The sequence below is a fragment of the Microbacterium sp. NPDC087591 genome (assembly GCF_044743625.1).
Taxonomy (GTDB): Bacteria; Actinomycetota; Actinomycetes; order Actinomycetales; family Microbacteriaceae; genus Microbacterium.
Genome location: NZ_JBIUWU010000003.1, coordinates 163,424 through 183,283, shown reverse-complemented (window position 1 = coordinate 183,283; position 19,860 = coordinate 163,424). Strand labels below are relative to the sequence as shown.

The 19,860-nt window shown below is 67.8% G+C and carries 16 protein-coding genes; 12 read left to right on the top strand and 4 right to left on the bottom strand.

Going from position 1 to position 19,860, the window contains the following annotated elements:
* Positions 1-77 precede the first annotated feature (77 nt).
* The 3 genes from ACIOVG_RS15385 to ACIOVG_RS15375 all read left to right on the top strand — a co-directional run bounded on the left by ACIOVG_RS15385 (position 78) and on the right by ACIOVG_RS15375 (position 4,146).
* The gene (locus ACIOVG_RS15385) at positions 78-1,622 is read left to right on the top strand and encodes a molybdopterin-dependent oxidoreductase (protein WP_400875268.1); all 1,545 of its coding nucleotides are present in this window, start codon (positions 78-80) and stop codon (positions 1,620-1,622) included.
* Positions 1,623-1,686: 64 nt separating this feature from the next.
* Positions 1,687-3,264 carry a methionine--tRNA ligase gene (gene metG / locus ACIOVG_RS15380; RefSeq protein WP_400875265.1) on the top strand — a complete coding sequence of 526 codons (1,578 nt, stop codon included), beginning with the start codon at positions 1,687-1,689 and terminating at the stop codon, positions 3,262-3,264.
* 3 nt (positions 3,265-3,267) lie between these two features.
* Entirely contained in the window at positions 3,268-4,146 is an 879-nt protein-coding gene (locus ACIOVG_RS15375) for a TatD family hydrolase (RefSeq protein WP_400875262.1), read from the top strand.
* Here ACIOVG_RS15375 and ACIOVG_RS15370 read toward each other — a convergent pair.
* Together ACIOVG_RS15370 and ACIOVG_RS15365 are read right to left on the bottom strand one after the other, a co-directional pair.
* Entirely contained in the window at positions 4,125-5,384 is a 1,260-nt protein-coding gene (locus tag ACIOVG_RS15370; protein ID WP_400875259.1) for an MFS transporter, read from the bottom strand. The two genes, ACIOVG_RS15375 and ACIOVG_RS15370, sit on opposite strands and share 22 nt — an antisense overlap.
* A 56-nt stretch (positions 5,385-5,440) precedes the next feature.
* On the bottom strand, positions 5,441-5,611 hold the full coding sequence (locus tag ACIOVG_RS15365) for a hypothetical protein (protein WP_400875256.1): 171 nt from the start codon (positions 5,609-5,611) through the stop codon (positions 5,441-5,443).
* 146 nt (positions 5,612-5,757) lie between these two features.
* Between ACIOVG_RS15365 and rsmA the strand changes: the two genes are divergently transcribed.
* From rsmA to ACIOVG_RS15350, 3 genes are read left to right on the top strand one after another with little or no spacing between them, the layout of a single operon-like run.
* Entirely contained in the window at positions 5,758-6,627 is an 870-nt protein-coding gene (rsmA, locus tag ACIOVG_RS15360) for a 16S rRNA (adenine(1518)-N(6)/adenine(1519)-N(6))-dimethyltransferase RsmA (protein WP_400875253.1), read from the top strand.
* Between the two features lie 9 nt (positions 6,628-6,636).
* On the top strand, positions 6,637-7,704 hold the full coding sequence (gene mgrA, locus ACIOVG_RS15355) for an L-glyceraldehyde 3-phosphate reductase (RefSeq protein WP_400875250.1): 1,068 nt from the start codon (positions 6,637-6,639) through the stop codon (positions 7,702-7,704).
* A 13-nt stretch (positions 7,705-7,717) separates the two neighbouring features.
* Entirely contained in the window at positions 7,718-8,650 is a 933-nt protein-coding gene (locus tag ACIOVG_RS15350; RefSeq protein WP_247630797.1) for a 4-(cytidine 5'-diphospho)-2-C-methyl-D-erythritol kinase, read from the top strand.
* 148 nt (positions 8,651-8,798) lie between these two features.
* Here ACIOVG_RS15350 and ACIOVG_RS15345 read toward each other — a convergent pair whose 3' ends face one another.
* Entirely contained in the window at positions 8,799-9,464 is a 666-nt protein-coding gene (locus tag ACIOVG_RS15345; RefSeq protein ID WP_400875247.1) for a DUF998 domain-containing protein, read from the bottom strand.
* A gap of 286 nt (positions 9,465-9,750) precedes the next feature.
* On the opposite strand from ACIOVG_RS15345, the gene ACIOVG_RS15340 reads away from it, so the two are divergent.
* The 4 genes from ACIOVG_RS15340 to ACIOVG_RS15325 all read left to right on the top strand — a co-directional run bounded on the left by ACIOVG_RS15340 (position 9,751) and on the right by ACIOVG_RS15325 (position 14,981).
* Positions 9,751-10,764 (top strand): LacI family DNA-binding transcriptional regulator, encoded by a 1,014-nt coding sequence (locus ACIOVG_RS15340; protein ID WP_400875244.1) that lies wholly within the window; start codon positions 9,751-9,753, stop codon positions 10,762-10,764.
* Positions 10,765-10,918: 154 nt separating this feature from the next.
* Entirely contained in the window at positions 10,919-12,439 is a 1,521-nt protein-coding gene (gene mmsA / locus ACIOVG_RS15335; protein WP_400876421.1) for a multiple monosaccharide ABC transporter ATP-binding protein, read from the top strand.
* Positions 12,436-13,806 (top strand): multiple monosaccharide ABC transporter permease, encoded by a 1,371-nt coding sequence (gene mmsB, locus ACIOVG_RS15330; protein ID WP_400875241.1) that lies wholly within the window; start codon positions 12,436-12,438, stop codon positions 13,804-13,806. The genes mmsA and mmsB overlap by 4 nt, the downstream gene beginning before the upstream one ends.
* 59 nt (positions 13,807-13,865) lie before the next feature.
* Entirely contained in the window at positions 13,866-14,981 is a 1,116-nt protein-coding gene (locus tag ACIOVG_RS15325) for a substrate-binding domain-containing protein (RefSeq protein ID WP_400875238.1), read from the top strand.
* Between the two features lie 124 nt (positions 14,982-15,105).
* On the opposite strand, the gene ACIOVG_RS15320 is transcribed toward ACIOVG_RS15325, so the two are convergent.
* Entirely contained in the window at positions 15,106-15,990 is an 885-nt protein-coding gene (locus ACIOVG_RS15320; RefSeq protein WP_400875235.1) for a spermidine synthase, read from the bottom strand.
* A 195-nt stretch (positions 15,991-16,185) separates the two neighbouring features.
* Here ACIOVG_RS15320 and ACIOVG_RS15315 point away from each other — a divergent pair, with 195 nt between their 5' ends.
* Both ACIOVG_RS15315 and ACIOVG_RS15310 read left to right on the top strand, forming a co-directional pair.
* On the top strand, positions 16,186-17,898 hold the full coding sequence (locus ACIOVG_RS15315) for an alpha/beta hydrolase-fold protein (RefSeq protein WP_400875232.1): 1,713 nt from the start codon (positions 16,186-16,188) through the stop codon (positions 17,896-17,898).
* 78 nt (positions 17,899-17,976) lie between these two features.
* Positions 17,977-19,803 (top strand): ABC-F family ATP-binding cassette domain-containing protein, encoded by a 1,827-nt coding sequence (locus tag ACIOVG_RS15310; RefSeq protein ID WP_400875229.1) that lies wholly within the window; start codon positions 17,977-17,979, stop codon positions 19,801-19,803.
* Positions 19,804-19,860: the final 57 nt, after the last annotated feature.

Genomic DNA, 19,860 nt, shown 5'->3' with positions numbered 1-19,860 from the left:
GCGCAGGCCGAGCGAATACCCCCGATGGGACGAAACCGAACGGATCCCGCGCGGCGCTCCGGGGTTACTCTCGGATGATGATGACGCAAGCGATCCGCACGTCGCGCGGTGACCGCCTCCGATCGGCGGCCGCGGGTCTGGGCGCGGCGGTCGTCGCGGTCGGACTGGCAGAGCTCGTCGCCGCCGTGGTCGAGCCGAGCGCCAGCCCGTTCGCGGTGATCGGCAGCGGGCTCATCGACCTCGCGCCGAGCTGGGCCAAGGACACGGCGATCGCGTTGTTCGGCACGGGCGACAAGGCGGCCCTCATCACGGGCATCGCGATCGTGCTCGTGGCCGTCGCGGCCGTCGCCGGCATCCTGGAGTCCTGGCGATCGGGCGTGGGCTCCGTGATCCTCGGCGGCCTCGGAGCGCTCGCCGTGGTGGCCGCGATGGTCCGCCCCGGCTCCGGCCCCTTCGCGTGGCTGCCCGGCCTCGTCGCAGGACTCGTCGGAGTGATCGCGCTGCGACTGCTCACGCGCCGGTTGCGCCCCATCGCCGGGTTCGCGCCTGACCACGAAGACCGTCGCCGGTTCCTGCTCTGGACGGCCGGCACCGCGGCCGCCGGGCTGATCGCGCTCGCGGTGGGCAACGCGGCGCGCGGCGTCACCCGCTCGATCGACGCGGTACGCGACGCGCTGGCGTTGCCGAAGGCCGCAGCCCCCGCAGCCGCCGTGCCGCCTGCGGCGGAACTCGGCATCCCCGGACTTGCCCCCGTGGTCACCCCGAACGCGGAGTTCTACCGCATCGACACGGCGCTGATCGTGCCGCGCGTCGACCCGGCTGACTGGTCTCTGCGCATCCACGGCATGGTCGATCGCGAGGTGGAGATCACGTGGACCGAGCTGCTCGCCCTGCCGATGCAGGAGTCGTATGTGACACTCGCCTGCGTGTCGAACGAGGTCGGCGGCTCGCTCATCGGCAACGCGCGCTGGCTGGGCCACCCCGTCCGTGAACTCCTCGCGCGCGCCGGTGTCCATGCCGATGCCGACATGGTGCTGTCGACCTCCATCGACGGCTTCACGGCGTCCACGCCGGTCGAGGCGCTCACCGACGACCGCGACGCCCTGCTGGCGATCGGCATGAACGGCGAGCCGCTGCCGATCGAGCACGGCTTCCCGGTGCGCATGGTCGTGCCCGGCCTCTACGGCTACGTGTCGGCGACGAAGTGGGTGACCGAGCTCGAGGTGACGCGGTTCGACCGCGCGCAGGCGTACTGGACCCCGCGTGGCTGGTCCGATCACGGTCCGATCAAGCTCCAGTCGCGCATCGACGTCCCCCGTGGCGGACGCGCGGTCGAGGCCGGCGACACCGTGATCGCCGGGGTGGCCTGGCAGCAGCACGTCGGTATCGCCGGCGTCGAGGTCCGCGTCGACGGCGGACCGTGGCGTCGTGCCGAGCTCGCGACCGCCATCTCGGCGGACACCTGGGTGCAGTGGAGCATGCCGTGGGTGGCCGAGACCGGTCGTCACACGATCGAGTGCCGTGCGGTGAGCGTCGACGGCGACACGCAGATCGAGCAGCCGGCACCCCCGGCGCCCGACGGCGCCCAGGGATGGCACCGCGTCGACGTCACCGTGAACTGAGTGCCGGTCGCGGTGGTTTCCGGGCGGCGTAACCGCACCCTCCGTCCCACCTAGAATTGTCCCCATGCCCGCAGGCGAATCGTTCTACATCACCACGCCCATCTACTACCCCTCCGATGTGCCGCACATCGGCCACGGGTACACGACGGTGGCGGTCGACACCCTCGCGCGGTGGCACCGCCAGGCGGGCGATGACACCTGGATGCTCACGGGTACCGACGAGCACGGCCAGAAGATGCTGCGGGCCGCGGCGGCGAACGGCGTCACCCCGCAGGAGTGGGTCGACAAGCTCGTCACCGAGAGCTGGTTCCCGCAGCTGGAGACGCTCGACGTCGCCAACGACGACTTCATCCGCACCACGCAGGAGCGCCACGAGAAGAACGTGCAGACGTTCTTCCAGCGGCTCTACGACCGCGGCTACATCTATGCGGGCGAGTACGAGGCGCTCTACTGCGTGGGCTGCGAGGAGTTCAAGCCCGAGTCCGAGATCGTCGACGGCACCGGGCCCTTCGAGGGCCTGAAGGTGTGCGCGATCCACTCCAAGCCCCTCGAACTGCTGCAGGAGAAGAACTACTTCTTCAAGCTCAGCGAGTTCCAGGACCGCCTGCTCGAGCTGTACAAGACCCAGCCCGACTTCGTGCGCCCCGATTCGGCGCGCAACGAGGTCGTCTCCTTCGTGAGCCAGGGTCTCAAGGACCTCTCCATCTCGCGCTCGACCTTCGACTGGGGCATCCCGCTGCCGTGGGACGAGTCGCACGTCATCTACGTGTGGGTCGACGCGCTGCTGAACTACGCCACCGCGGTCGGCTACGGCTCCGACGAGGAGACCTTCGCGCGCCGGTGGCCCGCCTACCACGTGGTCGGCAAGGACATCCTGCGCTTCCACGCCGTCATCTGGCCGGCGCTGCTGATGGCTGCAGGACTCGATGTGCCCAAGGGTGTCTTCGCGCACGGCTGGCTGCTGGTCGGTGGCGAGAAGATGTCGAAGTCCAAGCTCACCGGCATCGCGCCCACCGAGATCACCGACGTCTTCGGCTCCGACGCGTACCGCTTCTACTTCCTCTCCGCGATCGCCTTCGGGCAGGACGGCTCGTTCTCCTGGGAGGACCTGTCCGCGCGATACCAGGCGGAGCTCGCCAACGGCTTCGGCAACCTCGCCTCGCGCACCACGGCGATGATCGAGAAGTACTTCGAGGGCATCGTGCCCCCGGCTGCCGAGTACACCGAGCAGGATCTGGCGATCCAGAAGATCGTCGCGGATGCCGCAGCGAACGCGGATGCCGCCGTCGAGCAGTTCCGCATCGATGAGGCCATCGCCGCGATCTGGAAGGTCGTCGACGCGCTCAACGGCTACATCACCGAGAACGAGCCGTGGGCTCTCGCCCGCGACGAGGACAAGCGCGCGCGCCTCGGCACCGTGCTCTACACGTGTGCGGAGGGACTGCGCGCGCTCGCCGTACTGCTGTCGCCGGTGATGCCGCAGGCCACCGAGAAGCTGTGGCACGCGCTCGGCGCCGCCGCGAGCCTCGGACGCCTGCAGGACCAGCCGATCCGCGAGGCCGGCGCCTGGGGTGCACTGCGTCCTGGTACGAGCGTCAACGGGCTCGCTCCGCTGTTCCCGCGGGTGGACTCCACCTCCTGAGACATGTCCGACACCTACGTACGTGAGCGCTCGGGCGACGGGCGCAAGGACCTGCGCTATCCGGCGGCTCCCGAGCCGTTGCGCGTGCCGGTCTACGACAACCACGCGCACCTGGAGATCCTCGACGGCGACGAGCCGCTGTCGCTGACCGAGCAGCTCGACCGTGCCGCCGCGGTCGGCATCGCGGGTGTCATCCAGGCCTCCGGAGACATCGAGTCCTCACGCTGGGCAGTGGAGGCGGCAGCATCCGACTCCCGTGTGCTCGCCGCGGTCGCGATCCATCCGAACGACGCGCCGACCTATGCCGAGGCCGGGCGGCTCGACGAGGCCATCGCCGTGATCGACGAGCTGGCCGCGCATCCGCGCACGCGGGCGATCGGCGAGACAGGGCTCGACTTCTTCCGCACGGAGCCGGAACGGCGTGCGCCGCAGTTCGCGTCGTTCGAGGCGCACATCGCCCTGGCGAAGAAGCACGGCATCGCGATGCAGATCCACGACCGCGATGCGCATGAGGCCGTGCTGGAGACCCTGACCCGTGTCGGCGCGCCTGAACGGACCGTGTTCCACTGCTTCTCCGGGGACGACGCCATGGCGAAGGTCTGCGCGGATGCCGGATATCACCTGTCGTTCGCCGGCAACGTGACCTTCAAGAACGCGCAGAACCTGCGTGACGCGCTCGCGGTCACCCCACTCGAGCGCATCCTGGTCGAGACCGACGCGCCGTTCCTCACTCCGGTGCCCCTGCGCGGTCGACCGAACGCGCCCTACCTCGTGCCGATCACGGTGCGATTCATGGCGGCGGAGCTCGGGATCGACGTCGATGAGCTCTCGGCGCAGCTCGCCGCGAACACGCTGCGTGTCTACGGCTCGTTCGAGGACTGAGCGGCTTCCACCGGCGCCGCACTGACGATCTGCGAGATCGGCTTCCAGACGAACAGCAGCGTCAGCGCGGCTCCGACGAAGGCGAACCACCAGGGCCCCGTGAGGCCCCAGATCTCGGCGATCACGCCGCCCAGCGCCTGACCGATCACCATGCCGCCGAACACCCCGACCATGTTCACGGATGCGACGCGTCCCTGCAGCGCCGCCGGTACCAGACGCTGCCGCACCGTGGTGGAGATCGTGCCCCAGACGAAGGCGTAGGCACCGAAGGCGAACATGATCACGAGCGCCACCCATCCCACGGTCGTGAGTGCGAAGGCCAGGTGCATCAGCACCTCCAGCGACAGCACCACCCGCATGAGAGTCGCGAACGACACATGCCGCTCCAACCATCCGAAGCTCACCGTCGCCAGCAGTCCGCCCACCGCGGAGGCGGTGGTGAGGGCGCCGTAGCCGACCGCGCCCATGTGCAGATGCTCGGTCGCGTAGAGGACCAGCACGCCCCACGGAGCCGCCCAGGTCACGTTGAAGAGCAGGATGATCAGCACCAGCGTGCGCACCGGCGGGTTGCGCCAGAGCCAGCGCAGACCTTCGGCGATGTCGGTGTGCACGGGAGGGTGGGTGGCCGTCGCCCGGGGAGGGATGGGCGTCCTGGCCATGCGGGAGATCAGCAGGACGGCGACGCTCACGCACACGACCTCGAGCAGGAACGGCCAGGCGGTGCCGGCCGCGAACAGGAACGCGCCCAGTGGCGGCCCGGCGAACTGGTTCGCGACGAGGTATCCGGCCTGCAGGCGCGCATTCCCGATGCCGAGGTCGGCGGGTTTCACGAGCATCGGCAGGAGCGTGCTGCCTGCCGTGTCGACGAAGACCTCGGCGGTGCCGTAGAGGAATGCGACCGCGAGCACGATCCAGATGTTCGCGGTGCCGGTGATCAGGAACACGCAGAGCGCGAGGAGCACGATCGCCCTGGCGGTGTTCGCCAGCATCACCAGACGTCGCCGGTCGAAGCGGTCGGCGATGGCGCCGGCGTGCAGACCGAACACGAGCCACGGGAGGAACTGGAGGATCGCTCCGGATGCCACCAGGATCGGCGACGAGGTCATCGACGCGATCAGCAGCGGGGCGGCGGCCAGCGCGACGCCGTCGCCGATGTTGCTCGTCCACGACGACGCCAGCAACCAGCGGAAGTCCCTCCCCATGCGGCGGGGCGCGAGGAGTTCACCGAGGGAAGGCATCCGTTCACAGTAGCGGCGGCCTCCGACACCGCTGTGCCGCACGGGCCGCCTCCTGCTCAGGGATCCTGCGCCGCAGCCCCGCGGTCGTCGAGGACGCCGGCAGCGGGAGGGGCGATGGCGGCGGCGATCACCGGAAGCGCCCATGCGGCGCTGCGGATGCTGGTGCGGCGCTCGACTCCTCGAGGGTGACCACTGGCCGCGTTCGGCCTCGTCTTCTCGGCGTCCACAGCGTGTCCTCTCCACAACGGGCGTCGCAGAGGCATCCGGATCGATCGCCCCGCTCACCTACCACGACGCGCGACGGTGCGTTTCGTGACGCGGACGCCGCGGAAGACGCGCGGGGACGCCGCCGCGGATAGGCGAGAATGGGGGGATGACCGTCACCCTGCTCGGCGCCACCGAGATCCGCCGCCTCGCCGCCGAGCTCGACGTCACCCCCACCAAGAAGCTGGGGCAGAACTTCGTCACCGACGCGAACACCGTCCGCAAGATCGTGCAGGCCGCCCGCGTGCAGCAGCACGAACGCGTGGTCGAGGTCGGACCAGGACTCGGCTCCCTCACTCTCGCGATCCTCGAGAGCGGGGCCGCCGTCACGGCCGTCGAGATCGATCACCGCCTCGCCGCCCGCCTCGCGCAGACCGCGGTCGAGCACGGCGTCGCGCCCGAGAAGCTTACGGTGGTCGACGCCGATGCGCTGCGCATCACGGAGCTTCCGGGAGAACCGACCGTGCTGGTCGCCAACCTCCCGTACAACGTGTCCGTCCCCGTGCTGCTGCACTTCCTGGAGAACTTCGACTATCTGCAGCGCGGCGTGGTGATGGTGCAGGCCGAAGTGGCCGAACGCCTCGCCGCCAAGCCCGGCTCGAAGATCTACGGCTCTCCGAGCGTGAAGGCGGCCTGGTACGGCGAGTGGAAGCTCTCCGGCACCGTGTCGCGTCAGGTGTTCTGGCCGGTGCCGAACGTCGACAGCCTGCTGGTCGGATTCGACCGGTCCGAGGGGGAGCGCGGCAGCGAGGCCGAGCGTCGCCGCACGTTCCGGATCGTCGACGCCGCCTTCAACCAGCGCCGCAAGATGCTCCGTCAGGCGCTGTCCGGCCTCTTCGGCAGCTCGGCGGCGGCGTCGGAGGTGCTGATCGCGGCGGGCGTCGCGCCCACGGCGCGCGGCGAGGATCTCACGGTCGAGGACTACCAGCGCATCGCCCAGAACGCCACATCGATCGATGAGGTCGGCATCACCGACTAACCTGGCACGGTGACCGAGTCTTCGCGCTTCAGCCCCGATGTCCCCGAGCTGCACCGTCCGTACACCGCGGACGAGAGCCGCTATCAGCAGTTCGCCTACCGTCAGGTCGGGTCGTCCGGTCTGTACCTGCCCCCGATCTCGCTCGGATTGTGGTGGAACTTCGGCGACAACATCCCGCTCGACAACCAGCGCGCGCTGCTGCGCCACGCCTTCGACCGCGGCATCACGCACTTCGACCTGGCGAACAACTACGGCCCGCCGTACGGTTCGGCCGAGAAGAACTTCGGCCGCATCTTCGCCGAGGACTTCCGGCCGTACCGCGACGAGCTGATCATCTCGTCGAAGGCCGGCTGGGACATGTGGCCCGGACCGTACGGCGACTTCGCGAGCCGCAAGTACATCCTCGCCAGCGCGGAGCAGTCACTGACCCGCATGGGCCTGGACCACGTCGACATCTTCTACTCGCACCGGGTCGACCCCGTGACGCCGATCGCCGAGACCGTGGCGGCGCTCGACACCCTGGTGCGCCAGGGCAAGGCCCTCTACGTCGGCATCTCCTCGTACAGCGCGGAGCGCACGGAGGAGGCCGTGGCCGTGGCCGCGGAGCTCGGTACGCCGCTCATCATCCACCAGCCCGCGTACTCGATCCTCAACCGCTGGATCGAGGACGGACTGACCGACTCCCTCCAGGCGCACGGACTGGGTGCGATCGCCTTCACGCCGCTGGCACAGGGGCTGCTGACCGACAAGTACCTCGGCGACGGCACCGCTGAGCGCGCGCAGAAGCGCGGTTCGATGCCGGAGGGAAGGCTCAGCGATGAAGCCCTGCAGACGCTGCGGTCGCTCAACGACATCGCCCGCGAGCGCGGGCAGTCCCTCGCGCAGCTGGCGCTGCAGTGGACGCTGCGCAACCCGGTCGTCGCCTCGGCGCTGATCGGCGCCTCGCGTCCTTCGCAGCTCGACGAGAACATCGCGGCGGTGAACGGCCCCGCGTTCACGAAGGAGGAGCTCACGCGCATCGATGAGCTCTCGGGCGCGATCGACGTGAACCTGTGGGCGAAGTCCTCGGAGCTGTGACGGACATCCGATCATGAGCATCGCCGCGACGACCGAGTCCGTGCACGTGCGCGCCCCCGGGAAGATCAACGTCTATCTGGGGGTCGGCGGTCGCCATGACGACGGCTATCACGCGCTCGCGACGGTCTTCCAGGCGGTGTCGCTCTACGAGGACGTGATCGCCCGTCACGCGGACGACTTCTCGCTGACGGTCTCGGGCGTCGATGACGTCGACGAGGTCCCGCTGGACGATCGCAACCTCGCGATGCGGGCAGCGAAGCTCCTGGCTGCGGCGACCGAGTACCCCGGCGGGGTCGCGCTCGAGATCCGCAAGCGCGTCCCGGTCGCCGGCGGAATGGGCGGAGGGTCGGCGGATGCGGCGGCGGCACTCGTCGCGTGCGACGCGCTGTGGGGCACCGGCCTGTCAGCCGCGCGGATGCACGAGCTCGCTTCGCGGCTCGGCGCAGACGTGCCGTTCGCGCTGCACGGCGGCACGGCCGTGGGCACGGGTCGGGGTGATCAGCTCAACCCCGCTCTGGCGCGTGGCCGGTTCGACTGGGTGCTGGTCACCAGCGAGCACGGCCTTTCCACGCCCGTGGTCTACGGGCGGCTCGATCTTCTGCGCGAGGAGGAAGGCGCCCTCGCCGATGATCCGCCGATGTCGCTCGACGTACCGATCCCCGTGCTCCAAGCACTGCGATCCGGAGATCCCGCGCAACTGGCGGACACGCTGTACAACGACCTGCAGGCGGCGGCGCTCTCTGAGCGTCCCGACCTGGCGGAGACGATCGACATCGGAATCCGCGCCGGTGCGCTGCAGGGGATCGTCTCGGGCTCCGGGCCGACGATCGCGTTGCTGTGCGCCGACCCCGAGGCGGCGCAGGATGTGCAGACGGCGCTGCGGCGCTCCGGGCATGAAGCGCTGCATGTGCATGGCCCGGTGCCGGGCGCTCGCATCGTCGTGTGACGATCTTCGGGAGTCGGAGCGGGCAGCCCCTCTCGAGTCATCCGATTCCCCAACCGGTACTCGAGAGGGTGCTCACCACAAGGGACGTGGCTGCTCTGCCTCACTGCGTTCGGCTTCGCACCCCAGATGCTCCGCCTTGTAGCCCCAGCTACTGAATAGACAATAGCGCCACTTTGCTTGTCCCCCAAATGGGGGACAAAGAAAATCGCTGTGAGTTTGCTGAACGTCGCCAGATGAATGCGGGAGCGAGGCTCCGCAGCTGCACTTCGAGCAGGTGCACCCACGTCAGGATCACGGTGAATCCGATCGCCTCGAACAGGGTGAGATTGATCCATCCCTGCGTCATCGCCGCCATGCTGGCCACCATCGTCACGCCCGAGATGGCAGCGAGGCGGGTCAGCATCGGGGAGAGCTGACGCAGGAAGATGCGGTGCACGATCAGCAGGCAGGCGAAGGACGAGAGCATGAGCATGGACGAGTTGTCGTGTGCGGCCTTGTCGACCGACAGTGGGAACACGCCGATCGCCCCGAGGCTCATGCCCAGAGTCGCCACGAAGAACGGCACCGCGCGGGCGGCGTGTCGGTACTTCGCCTCGGCGATCAGCGGCGTGCTGATGAGCCAGATCCTCATCATCATCGCCGAGACCGTGATGACCACGCCCGCGGCGATCAGGCCGCCGTTGAACAGCGTCGCCGAGAGGTCGCCGGTCATGCCGAGCCGGCTGAAGTACAGTTCCCACCATTCGGGGTCGGTGGTGGTGAGGGTGGCCGCGAGAATGCCTGCGCAGAGGATCATTCCGGCGGTGAGAGTCATCGATGCTCTTCTGGGGGAGCTCATGGCCTTGTCCTGTCGCCATACGCTCGACGGCCGGCCAGGACGAAGTTGAGTCCCTCCTCAGGCGAGCGTTCATCGGGTGCGGAGCTGCGAAAGCCCGCTGGGTACTCGTCATTCTAGCGACAACCGCCGGGTCACGCCGGGTTTCTCTTTTCGATGTGCTAGTCGGTGCCGTTCACGCCTTTCACAGCCCCGGTGTGCGGACCGCGCTCCCGGCGTACATAATGAAGTAACGATGTGACCGTGCACATGCAAGGAGGCTGCGATGTCCAGCGCCTCTGAGCGTGCGCGGATGCCGAGCATCCGTGACGTCGCACGGCTCGCCGGGGTCTCTCACCAGACGGTCTCGCGCGTGCTGAACGATCATGCCAGCATCCGCCCGGAGACCAAAGCCAAGGTCCTCGATGCGATCGCCGTGCTGGACTACCGCCCGAACCTCGCCGCCAGAGCGTTGGTGACCAGCAAGTCCAACATGCTCGGAATCCTCTCGGCGACCATCGGCGAGTTCGGCCCCACATCGTCCATCGCGAGCATCGAGGATGCGGCGCGTGAGGAGGGCTACTCGGTCTCGACGCTCAACCTCGCGGCGACGACGCCCGAGGCGATCGGCAGTGCCGTGCGTCAACTGGCCAGGGAACAGGTCGACGGGATCGTCGTGCTCGCTCCGCAGGTGCGCGTGTTCCATGTGCTGCGGGGGATGGCCGTCTCGCTGCCGTTCGTGAGTCTCCAGACCGCATCCGGGTCGGACGGGATCAGTCTCTCCGCCGATCAGGTCGCGGGGGCGCGCGCGGCGACCGAGCACCTGATCGGGCTCGGGCACAGCGACATCCTGCACCTGGCCGGGCCACAGGACTGGATCGAGGCGGAGTCGCGGATGCGCGGCTATCTCGACGCGCTGCGCGAGGCCGACCTGCCCACGTTCCCGCCGATCCGCGGCGACTGGTCGGCGGACTTCGGCTACTTCGCGGGGCAGGAGCTCTCGCGAAGGCGGGACTTCACCGCGGTGTTCGCGGCGAACGATCTGATGGCGATCGGCCTGCTGCATGGATTCCGCGATGCCGGGATCCGGGTGCCGGAGGACGTGAGCGTCGTCGGCTTCGACGATGTGCCGGTCGCGGCGCACGTCGCGCCCACGTTGACGACAGTGCATCAGGACTTCCCTGAGCTGGGGCGCAGAGCCGTCAAGATCCTGCTCGCGCAGATCCGGGACGAGCCGGTGCCGGCGTTCGGACCCCTTCAGACGACGCTGCGCCTGCGCGAGTCGTCCGGGTCACGGTAACGACACGAAATCGCCGACCGGACTTGACATGGTCCCGTCCCCAATGCACCATGTTACAAATGTGAACGGTCACATCGAAGGTGACCGCACGTCGCGAGGAAGATCCGTGAGCACCACAGCAACGTTGCCGACCGTGTCAGGCCCGATCCTGGAGATGCGCAGCATCACTAAGGAGTTCCCGGGAGTGAAGGCCCTCTCCGAGGTGTCGATCACCGTGCGCGCCGGCGAGATCCACGCCATCTGCGGCGAGAACGGCGCAGGCAAGTCGACCCTGATGAAGGTCCTGTCCGGCGTCTACCCCTACGGGAGCTACGACGGCGAGATCCTGCTGTACGGCGAGGAGCAGCGCTTCCGCGACATCGCGGCGAGCGAGCAGGCCGGTATCGCGATCATCCACCAGGAGCTCGCGCTGATCCCGGAGCTCTCGGTCACCGAGAACATCTTCCTCGGCAACGAGATCCGCCACCTGGGCCGCATCGACTGGCAGGCCCAGAAGCAGCGCGCGATCGAGCTGCTCGCCCGCGTCGGCCTGAACGAAGACCCCGATGCGCAGATCAAGACGCTCGGCGTCGGCAAGCAGCAGCTGATCGAGATCGCGAAGGCACTGAACAAGGACGTCAAGCTCCTCATCCTCGACGAGCCGACCGCCGCACTCAACGAGAACGACTCGCAGCATCTGCTCGATCTGATCCTCGGTCTCAAGGCCAAGGGCATCGCGTCGATCATGATCAGCCACAAGCTCAACGAGATCGAGCAGATCGCCGACGAGATCACGATCATCCGCGACGGCCGCACGGTCGAGACGCTCGACATCTCACGCGGCGAGATCAACGAGGACCGCATCATCCGCGGCATGGTCGGCCGCTCGCTCGAGAGCCGCTACCCCGACCGCACCCCCGAGATCGGCGAGGTGTTCTTCGAGGTCAAGGACTGGTGGGTGCAGCACCCGACCGTGTCCGAGCGCATGGTCGTCAAGGGCTCGAACATCAACGTCCGCCGCGGCGAAGTCGTCGGCATCGCCGGCCTCATGGGTGCGGGGCGTACCGAGTTCGCGATGAGCATCTTCGGTCGTTCCTACGGCACCTACCTCTCGGGGTCCATGGTCAAGGACGGGCAGGAGATCGTGCTGCCGGACGTGGCAGCGGCGATCAAGCACGGCCTGGCCTACGTGAGCGAGGACCGCAAGGTGCTCGGCCTCAACCTCCTCGACACGATCAAGCGTGCGACCGTCTCCGCGAAGCTCTCGAAGATCGCTCGCCGCGGTGTCGTCGATCCGCGTGCGGAGTACGCGATCGCCGAGCAGTACCGCAAGGCGCTTCGTATCAAGACTCCGTCCGTGGAGGAGGGCGTCGGCAAGCTCTCGGGTGGCAACCAGCAGAAGGTCGTGCTGGCGAAGTGGATGTTCACGGATCCCGACCTGCTCATCCTCGACGAGCCCACCCGCGGTATCGATGTCGGAGCGAAGTACGAGATCTACGCGATCATCAACGAGCTCGCCTCGCAGGGCAAGGGCGTCATCGTCATCTCCAGCGAGCTGCCGGAGCTGCTCGGCATCTCCGACCGCATCTACACCGTCTTCGAAGGTCGGGTCACCGACTGCATCCCGACCGAACAGGCGACACCCGAGGCCCTCATGCGCAGCATGACCTCCGCGACCCAGAAAGCATCCGCATGACCACCGAATCGACCACCGCGAAGCGCGGCTTCCACTTCAAGGACATCACGAAGATGTTCGGGGGCGGGCAGTCGACGCTGCGCCAGTTCAGCATCCTCGGCAGCCTCGTCGTCATCCTGGTCGTGTTCCAGGTGCTGACCTGGATCTTCAAGGGGCAGGGACTGACGCTCTCGTCCGGCAACCTGATCAACGTCGTCAACCAGTACTCCTACATCCTGATCCTCGCGATCGGCATGGTGATGGTCATCATCATGGGCCACATCGACCTGTCGGTCGGTTCCGTGGCGGCGTTCACCGGCATCATCGTGGCCAAGGCGATGGCGGACTGGGATCTCCCTTGGCCGCTCGCGATTCTGCTCGGACTCGGTGTCGGCGTGCTGGTCGGCGCCTGGCAGGGGTTCTGGGTCGCCTATGTCGGGGTGCCCGCGTTCATCGTGACGCTCGCCGGCATGCTGTTCTTCCGCGGTGCGAACCAGTGGGTCGGCGACTCGCAGTCGGTGCCGGTGCCCGATGGCTTCAAGATCATCGGCGCGGGCTACCTGCCGGAGCTGTCGTTCATCCCGGTCCCGTTCAACGTGCTGACCATGGTTCTCGCGCTGATCGGCGTCGCGTGGATCGTGATCTCCGAGATCCGCCTGCGTCGGGCCCAGCGCAAGATGGGCTCCGAGATGGCGCCCGCCTGGGTCAGCACGACCAAGGTGATCCTGATCTCGGTCGTCATCCTGGTCGCCGGATGGCTGTTCGCCACCGGGCGTGAGGGCACCAGCTTCCCGATCTCGGGCGTGATCCTGCTGCTCCTGGTGATCCTGTACACCTTCATCACGAACAACACGGTGTTCGGCCGTCACATCTACGCCGTCGGCGGCAACCGCCAGGCTGCGCGTCTGTCGGGCGTCAAGGACCGCTGGGTCGACTTCTTCGTCATGATGAACATGTCGGTCCTCGCCGCCCTCGCCGGCATGATCTACGTCTCCCGTGCCACCGCATCGGGTCCGCAGGACGGCAACGGCTGGGAGCTCGACGCGATCGCCTCGGTCTTCATCGGTGGCGCCGCCGTCTCGGGTGGTATCGGAACCGTCATCGGCTCGATCATCGGTGGTCTCGTGATGGCGTTCCTGAACAACGGCCTGGCTCTGCTCGGGCAGGGCGCCGACGTCGTCTCGATGATCAAGGGCCTCGTGCTCCTGTTCGCGGTCGGTGTCGACGTCTGGAACAAGCAGCAGGGTCGTCCCTCGATCATCGGGTTCATGACGCGCCGCTTCGGCCGCAAGGAGGACCCGGCGCTTGCGACCTTCGATCCGAAGGCCAACTACCCGACCAGCCAGAAGTACGAAGCCCCCGCCGTCGACGAGACGCGCGGAAAGTAGGGGTCGAGCCGCGTGCCGCACGCGCGACGAGACCTTCACACACCAGAGAAAGAGATCACATGAAGAAGATTCTTCTGTCGGCGACAGCGCTTGTCGTCGCGGGCGCATTCGCCCTCACCGGTTGCTCCTCGGAGCGCGGTGGTACCGGTTCCGGAGCAGGGGAGGAGACCGCCAAGGGTTTCGCCGCTGACGCCACGATCGGTGTCGCCCTCCCGGACAAGACCTCGGAGAACTGGGTCCTCGCCGGTCAGCTGTTCACGGACGGCCTCGAGAAGGCCGGCTTCAAGGCCGACGTCCAGTACGCACCGGCCAGCAACACGGTCGCCGAGCAGCAGAACCAGATCCAGGCGATGGTCACCGGTGGTGCGAAGGTCATCATCATCGGAGCGAAGGACGGCAAGCAGCTGACAACGCAGGTCGAGGCAGCCCGCGACGCCGGCGTCACCGTCATCGCGTACGACCGTCTGATCGAGAACACCGAGGCCGTCGACTACTACGTCGCGTTCGACAACTTCAAGGTCGGCGAGCTGCAGGGGCAGGCGCTGCTCGACGGACTCGCCGAGCGTGCGGGCCACGACGCGCCGTACAACATCGAGCTGTTCTCGGGTTCTCCGGATGACGCGAACTCCGCCGTGTTCTTCGACGGTGCGATGAAGGTCCTCCAGCCGAAGATCGACGATGGCACGCTGAAGGTCGTCTCGGGTCAGACCGAGATCGCGCAGACGGCGACCGAGGGCTGGAAGCCGGAGAACGCGCAGCGTCGTATGGACTCGCTGCTCACCTCTTCGTACGGTTCCGAGACGCTCGACGGCGTCCTCTCTCCGAACGACACCCTTGCTCGCGCCATCATCACCTCGGTGCAGGGTGCCGGCAAGCCGGTTCCGGTCGTCACGGGTCAGGACTCCGAGGTCGAGTCGGTCAAGTCGATCATGGAGGGTATCCAGTACTCCACGATCAACAAGGACACCACGCTGCTCGTCGAGCAGTCGATCAAGATGGTCGGTCAGCTGCAGAAGGGCGAGAAGGTCGACGTCAACGACACCGAGTCGTACGACAACGGCAAGAAGGTCGTTCCGGCCTACCTGCTGGAGCCGATCATCGTCACGAAGGCGAACGCGGCCGACGCGTACGCCAACGTGCCGAGCCTCCTCGAGATCGTGAAGTCGTTCCAGTAAGCAGCACCAGTCCTCGTCGAGGGCGCACCACGAGCCGTCCGGACCTTCGGGTTCCGGGCGGCTCGTCCGTGTTCGCGGGGAAGAGTGCGTTGTCGGCAGAGAGGGGTCGTCGCCGCGCGGTGCGCTAGTTCCAGACCGGGTCGTCGGGGTCGGGGGAGTCGGTGCCGTCGGCGTCGGTCATGATGCGCGCTCCCGCGATCCACGACGTCAGCTCGCCGTCGTGGAGGAGGGGAGGGCGCGGGGTGCCGAGGAGCTCGGGGGTCGTGACGATCTCCAGCGGCTCATCGCTCGCGAAGACGACCACGTTGCCGAGTGGCCCTTCGTCATCCTCCGGTTCGGCGTCGAGAACGACGGCCACATGTTCGAACACGGATCGCAGGGTGGCCGCCTGTCGCCGTGCGTACTCGAACGGATGCCCATCGAGCAGGTTCACGGCGACGACCCCCGATGCGGCGGAGCGTGCGGCGACCCGGCGGTAGAACTCCTGGCTGGCCACGCGATGCCGGATGACGGCGGCATCCCAGAGATCGACGACGGTGAAGCGCGCGTCCACCCACTCGCGGGAGGGGGATGACGGGTCCGGCGATGGCTTCTCATCCGGAAGCTCCGCGTCTGCGACTGCCCGTGCATCGCCGAAGATGACTCGCACGTCAGCGCCGGGAGGCAGGGGCAGTGCGGCGATGACTGCGGCGTAGAGCGCGGGCTCGAACTCGACCACGAGTTGAGGTGATCCGGCGCGCGTGGCCTCGATGTACCGTGCCAGGGTGAGGGCGCCGGCGCCCAGATGCACGGTGAACAGCGGTGCGCCGGGCTCGGCGGCGGCATCCATCGCGCGGGCGATGTGCTGGGTGTAGGCGTACTCGAGCATGGTGGGCTCGGTCATCGAGACGACGGACTGGGGGATTCCGTCGACGCTGAGCTCGTAGCGATCGGAGTGCCTTCTCGACCGGACCAGTTTCGCCTTGCGATCGTCTAGCGAGAGGGAGAACACCCGGCGATTCCATGACACCCGTCGAGTCTAGGTCGGGCAGAAGCGTCCGGAGCATTCGAAGAGGGTGACGACAGCAACCGCTCCCGTCACCGTGAGCAGGCGCAGGGTATCCGCACATCGCTGCCCTTCACTGATGGGGTGAGCGCACATGGGATGGCTGCGCCGCCCGTCCTACCGTGAGGATCACTGATCGACCGACGAGAGGGATGTCTCATGTCGTATGACTTTCGGGGAGGGCGCGGCGTCCGGGCCCTCGTCTCTCTCGCAGCAGCCACGACGCTTGTCACGGCCGGTTGGGCGGGCGCTCAGGCGAGCGGCGCGGGTGCCTCTGGCGCCTCGACGCACGCCGCCGTCGCCGCAGGACCAGCCGAGGAGCCTGACCCGTTCATCCGCGACGTGAAGACGTGGATGATGACCTCGGAGGATGACCGCAGCTACAAGATCTCGGTGGCGCTCCCCGCCGGCTACAGCGAGAGCGGGTCCGCGTACCGTGTGCTCTACGTCACCGACGCGAACGCCGAGTTCGGAATCGCGGTCGAGACGGCACGGCTGAATGCGCCCGGCACGGTCGTGGTCGGGATCGGGTATGACAACCCCGGTCAGGGTTTCACGGCCTCGGGCGTTCCACGAACCCTCGACCTGACTCCGACCGACATCGGCGTGGCGACGCCCTCCGGCGGGGCACCGGAGTTCCTCTCGTTCCTCCGAGACGAACTGGTGCCGCGGATCGAAGGGGATTTCCACGTCGATGCGGGCGATCGTGCGCTCATGGGCCATTCCTTCGGCGGTCTGTTCGCGACCTACACGCTGCTGCACAACGAGGGACTGTTCCAGCGTTTCGTGATCGCGAGCCCGTCGCTCTGGTGGGATGAGCATACGATCCTCGATGCCGAGAACGAGTACGCCGCCGAGAACGATGCACTCGACGCACGCGTGTTCCTCTCGGTCGGATCGCTGGAGGAGACCACGACCGGTTTCCCGATGACGAGCGACATGACGAGCTTCGCGACGACACTGGCGGAACGCGCCTATGCGGGGTTGGAGCTCGGCGGGCATGTGTTCGAGGACGAGACGCATCTGTCGGTGATCGGAGCATCCTTCAGCCGCGGACTCCGGTTCATCTACGCCGCGCCGGGCACGACGATCCCGGGAACAGAACTGCCGTCAGCGCCGGCGATGGTGGCGCCGCAGGTCGGATCGCACCCGGCCGATGTGCAGGTGGATGAGGGAGGGGATGCGAGCTTCGCCGCGGCTGCGACGGGCGTTCCCGCTCCCACCGTGCAGTGGCAATCCCGGCTTTCGAGCTCCGCGGACTGGGTCGCGATCCCGGATGCGACGGGCGCATCCTATGTCGTGACCGGCGCGGCGGCGTCGGCGACCGGCACGCAATATCGAGCGGTGTTCCGGAACGCCGCCGGCGAAGCGATCACGGATGCCGCGACCCTCACCGTCGCATCGACGGGGGAGGAGCCTGGACACGGAGGCCCGTCCGACGAGGACCTGACAGAAGAAGCTCGCGGAACCGTGACCGTTCCCGACTCCCTCGTGCGGGGGGAGACTGCCGTCGTCACGGTCGGGAGCGAGTTCGTCGGGGAGCGAGTGGACGTGTATCTGTTCTCCACCCCGGTCGCACTCGGAGAGCGCACCGTCTCGGCCGAAGGCACCGTCACTGTCATGATCTCGGAGGAGGTCACGCTCGGCGCGCACCGGATCGCCGTCTACGCGGCTGATGGTGCGCTCCTCGGCTGGGACTCCACCACCATCATCGCCCCGTCCGCAGGAGCGGGAGCCGCGGCGCCTGCACAGCTGCCGGACACGGGCGCCGAGATCGACGTGGCGCTCGTCGCCGGAGCGCTGCTGCTGCTCGGTGCGGGTCTTGTGCTGGTGGTGACGGCTCGCGTACGCCGCGCCCGACGACGTTCCTGACGCGCGCGGGAGCCCGGGGGATCAGCCGGGGCTCCCGCAACGAACGCCCAGTCCGACGCGACTACCCTGGGGAGTGACATGGCACATCTTCTCGGGGCAGAGTCCCTTCATCTCGAATATCCGACCAGGGTCGTCTTCGACTCCGTGACCCTCGGGATCGAGGAGGGAGATCGGATCGGCATCGTCGGCCGCAACGGCGACGGCAAGTCGAGCCTGCTCGGGATGCTCGCCGGTCTCAAGGAGCCGAGCTCCGGACGCGTCACCGTGCGCGGCGGCACCACGATCGGGGTGCTTTCCCAGGCCGACACGCTCAGCGACGACCTCACGATCAGTGCCGCCGTCGTCGGTGACACTCCGGAATACGAATGGGCGGGGGATCCGCGCGTCCGCGACGTGATCGACGGTCTGCTCCGCGACCTGCCGTGGGATGCCGAGATCGGCTCGCTCAGCGGCGGACAGCGCCGTCGCGTCTCGCTCGCCAAGCTCCTCACCGGCGACTGGGACGTGATCGCGCTCGACGAGCCGACCAACCACCTCGACGTCGAGGCCATCACCTGGCTCGCCGGCCACCTCAAGAAGCGCTGGTCGCCGAACTCGGGTGCGCTGCTGGTCGTCACCCACGACCGCTGGTTCCTCGACGAGATCTGCACCGAGACCTGGGAGGTGCACGACCGTATCGTCGAGCCCTTTGAGGGCGGGTACGCGGCCTACATCCTGCAGCGCGTCGAGCGCGACCGCATGGCGTCGGCCACCGAGGCGAAGCGTCAGAACCTCGCCAAGAAGGAGCTCGCCTGGCTGCGCCGCGGGGCCCCGGCTCGCACGGCCAAGCCCAAGTTCCGCATCGACGCGGCCAACGAGCTCATCGCCGACGTCCCGGAGATCCGCGACAAGGTGTCGCTGCAGTCCCTCGCGGTCTCGCGTCTGGGCAAGGACGTCGTCGACCTGCTCGACGTCGGGGTAACGTACTCCACGCCCGACCCTTCGACAAGCTCAGGGACCCAGGACAAAGTCGTGCTCCGCGACGTCGAGTGGCGCATCGCCCCGGGTGAGCGCACCGGCATCCTCGGCGTCAACGGTGCCGGCAAGTCCACGCTCCTCGGACTGATCTCCGGCACCGTCGAGCCCACGGTCGGCCGCGTCAAGCGCGGGACGACGGTGAAGGTCAAGACCCTCACCCAGCGTCTCGACGAGCTCGAGGACGTGCGGCGCGAGCCCGTGCGCGTCGTGATCTCGCGGCTGCGCACCTCGTACACGATGGGGACGGGCTCCAAGGCGCAGGAGCTCACGCCCGGTCAGCTCCTCGAACGGCTCGGCTTCGATTCCGCGCAGCTCTCCACCCCGGTCAAGGATCTCTCGGGTGGACAGCAGCGCCGACTGCAGCTGCTGCTGGTGCTGCTCGATCAGCCGAACGTGCTGATCCTCGACGAGCCCACCAACGATCTCGACACCGACATGCTCTCCGCGATCGAGGACCTCCTCGACTCGTGGTCCGGCACGCTGCTCGTCGTCAGCCACGACCGCTACTTCCTCGAGCGCGTCACCGATCAGCAGTATGCGATCCTCGACGGTCGGCTGCGCCACCTTCCCGGCGGAGTCGACGAGTACCTGCGGCTGCGACAGCTGCAGGATGCCGCGCCAGCGAAGTCGCAGACGGCCGTGAACACGACGAAGTCCGCGAGTCTCGACGGCGCCGCACTGCGGTCCGCGCAGAAGGAGATCTCCGCGCTGGAGCGCCGCATCGAGAAGCTCACGCAGCAGGTGGACAAGGCCAAGCACGCGCTCGCAGAACACGACCAGTCGGATTTCGAAGGCCTGGGCGCGCGGATGAAGGAGATCAGCGCGCAGCAGGACGAGATCGGCGAGCTCGAACTGCGCTGGTTCGAACTGACCGAAGAGCTCGGCTGAGTCCATTCCCCCCGTGAGGGGGTCTGTTGTTCCCCCCTTCCTGGGAATACGGTGGCA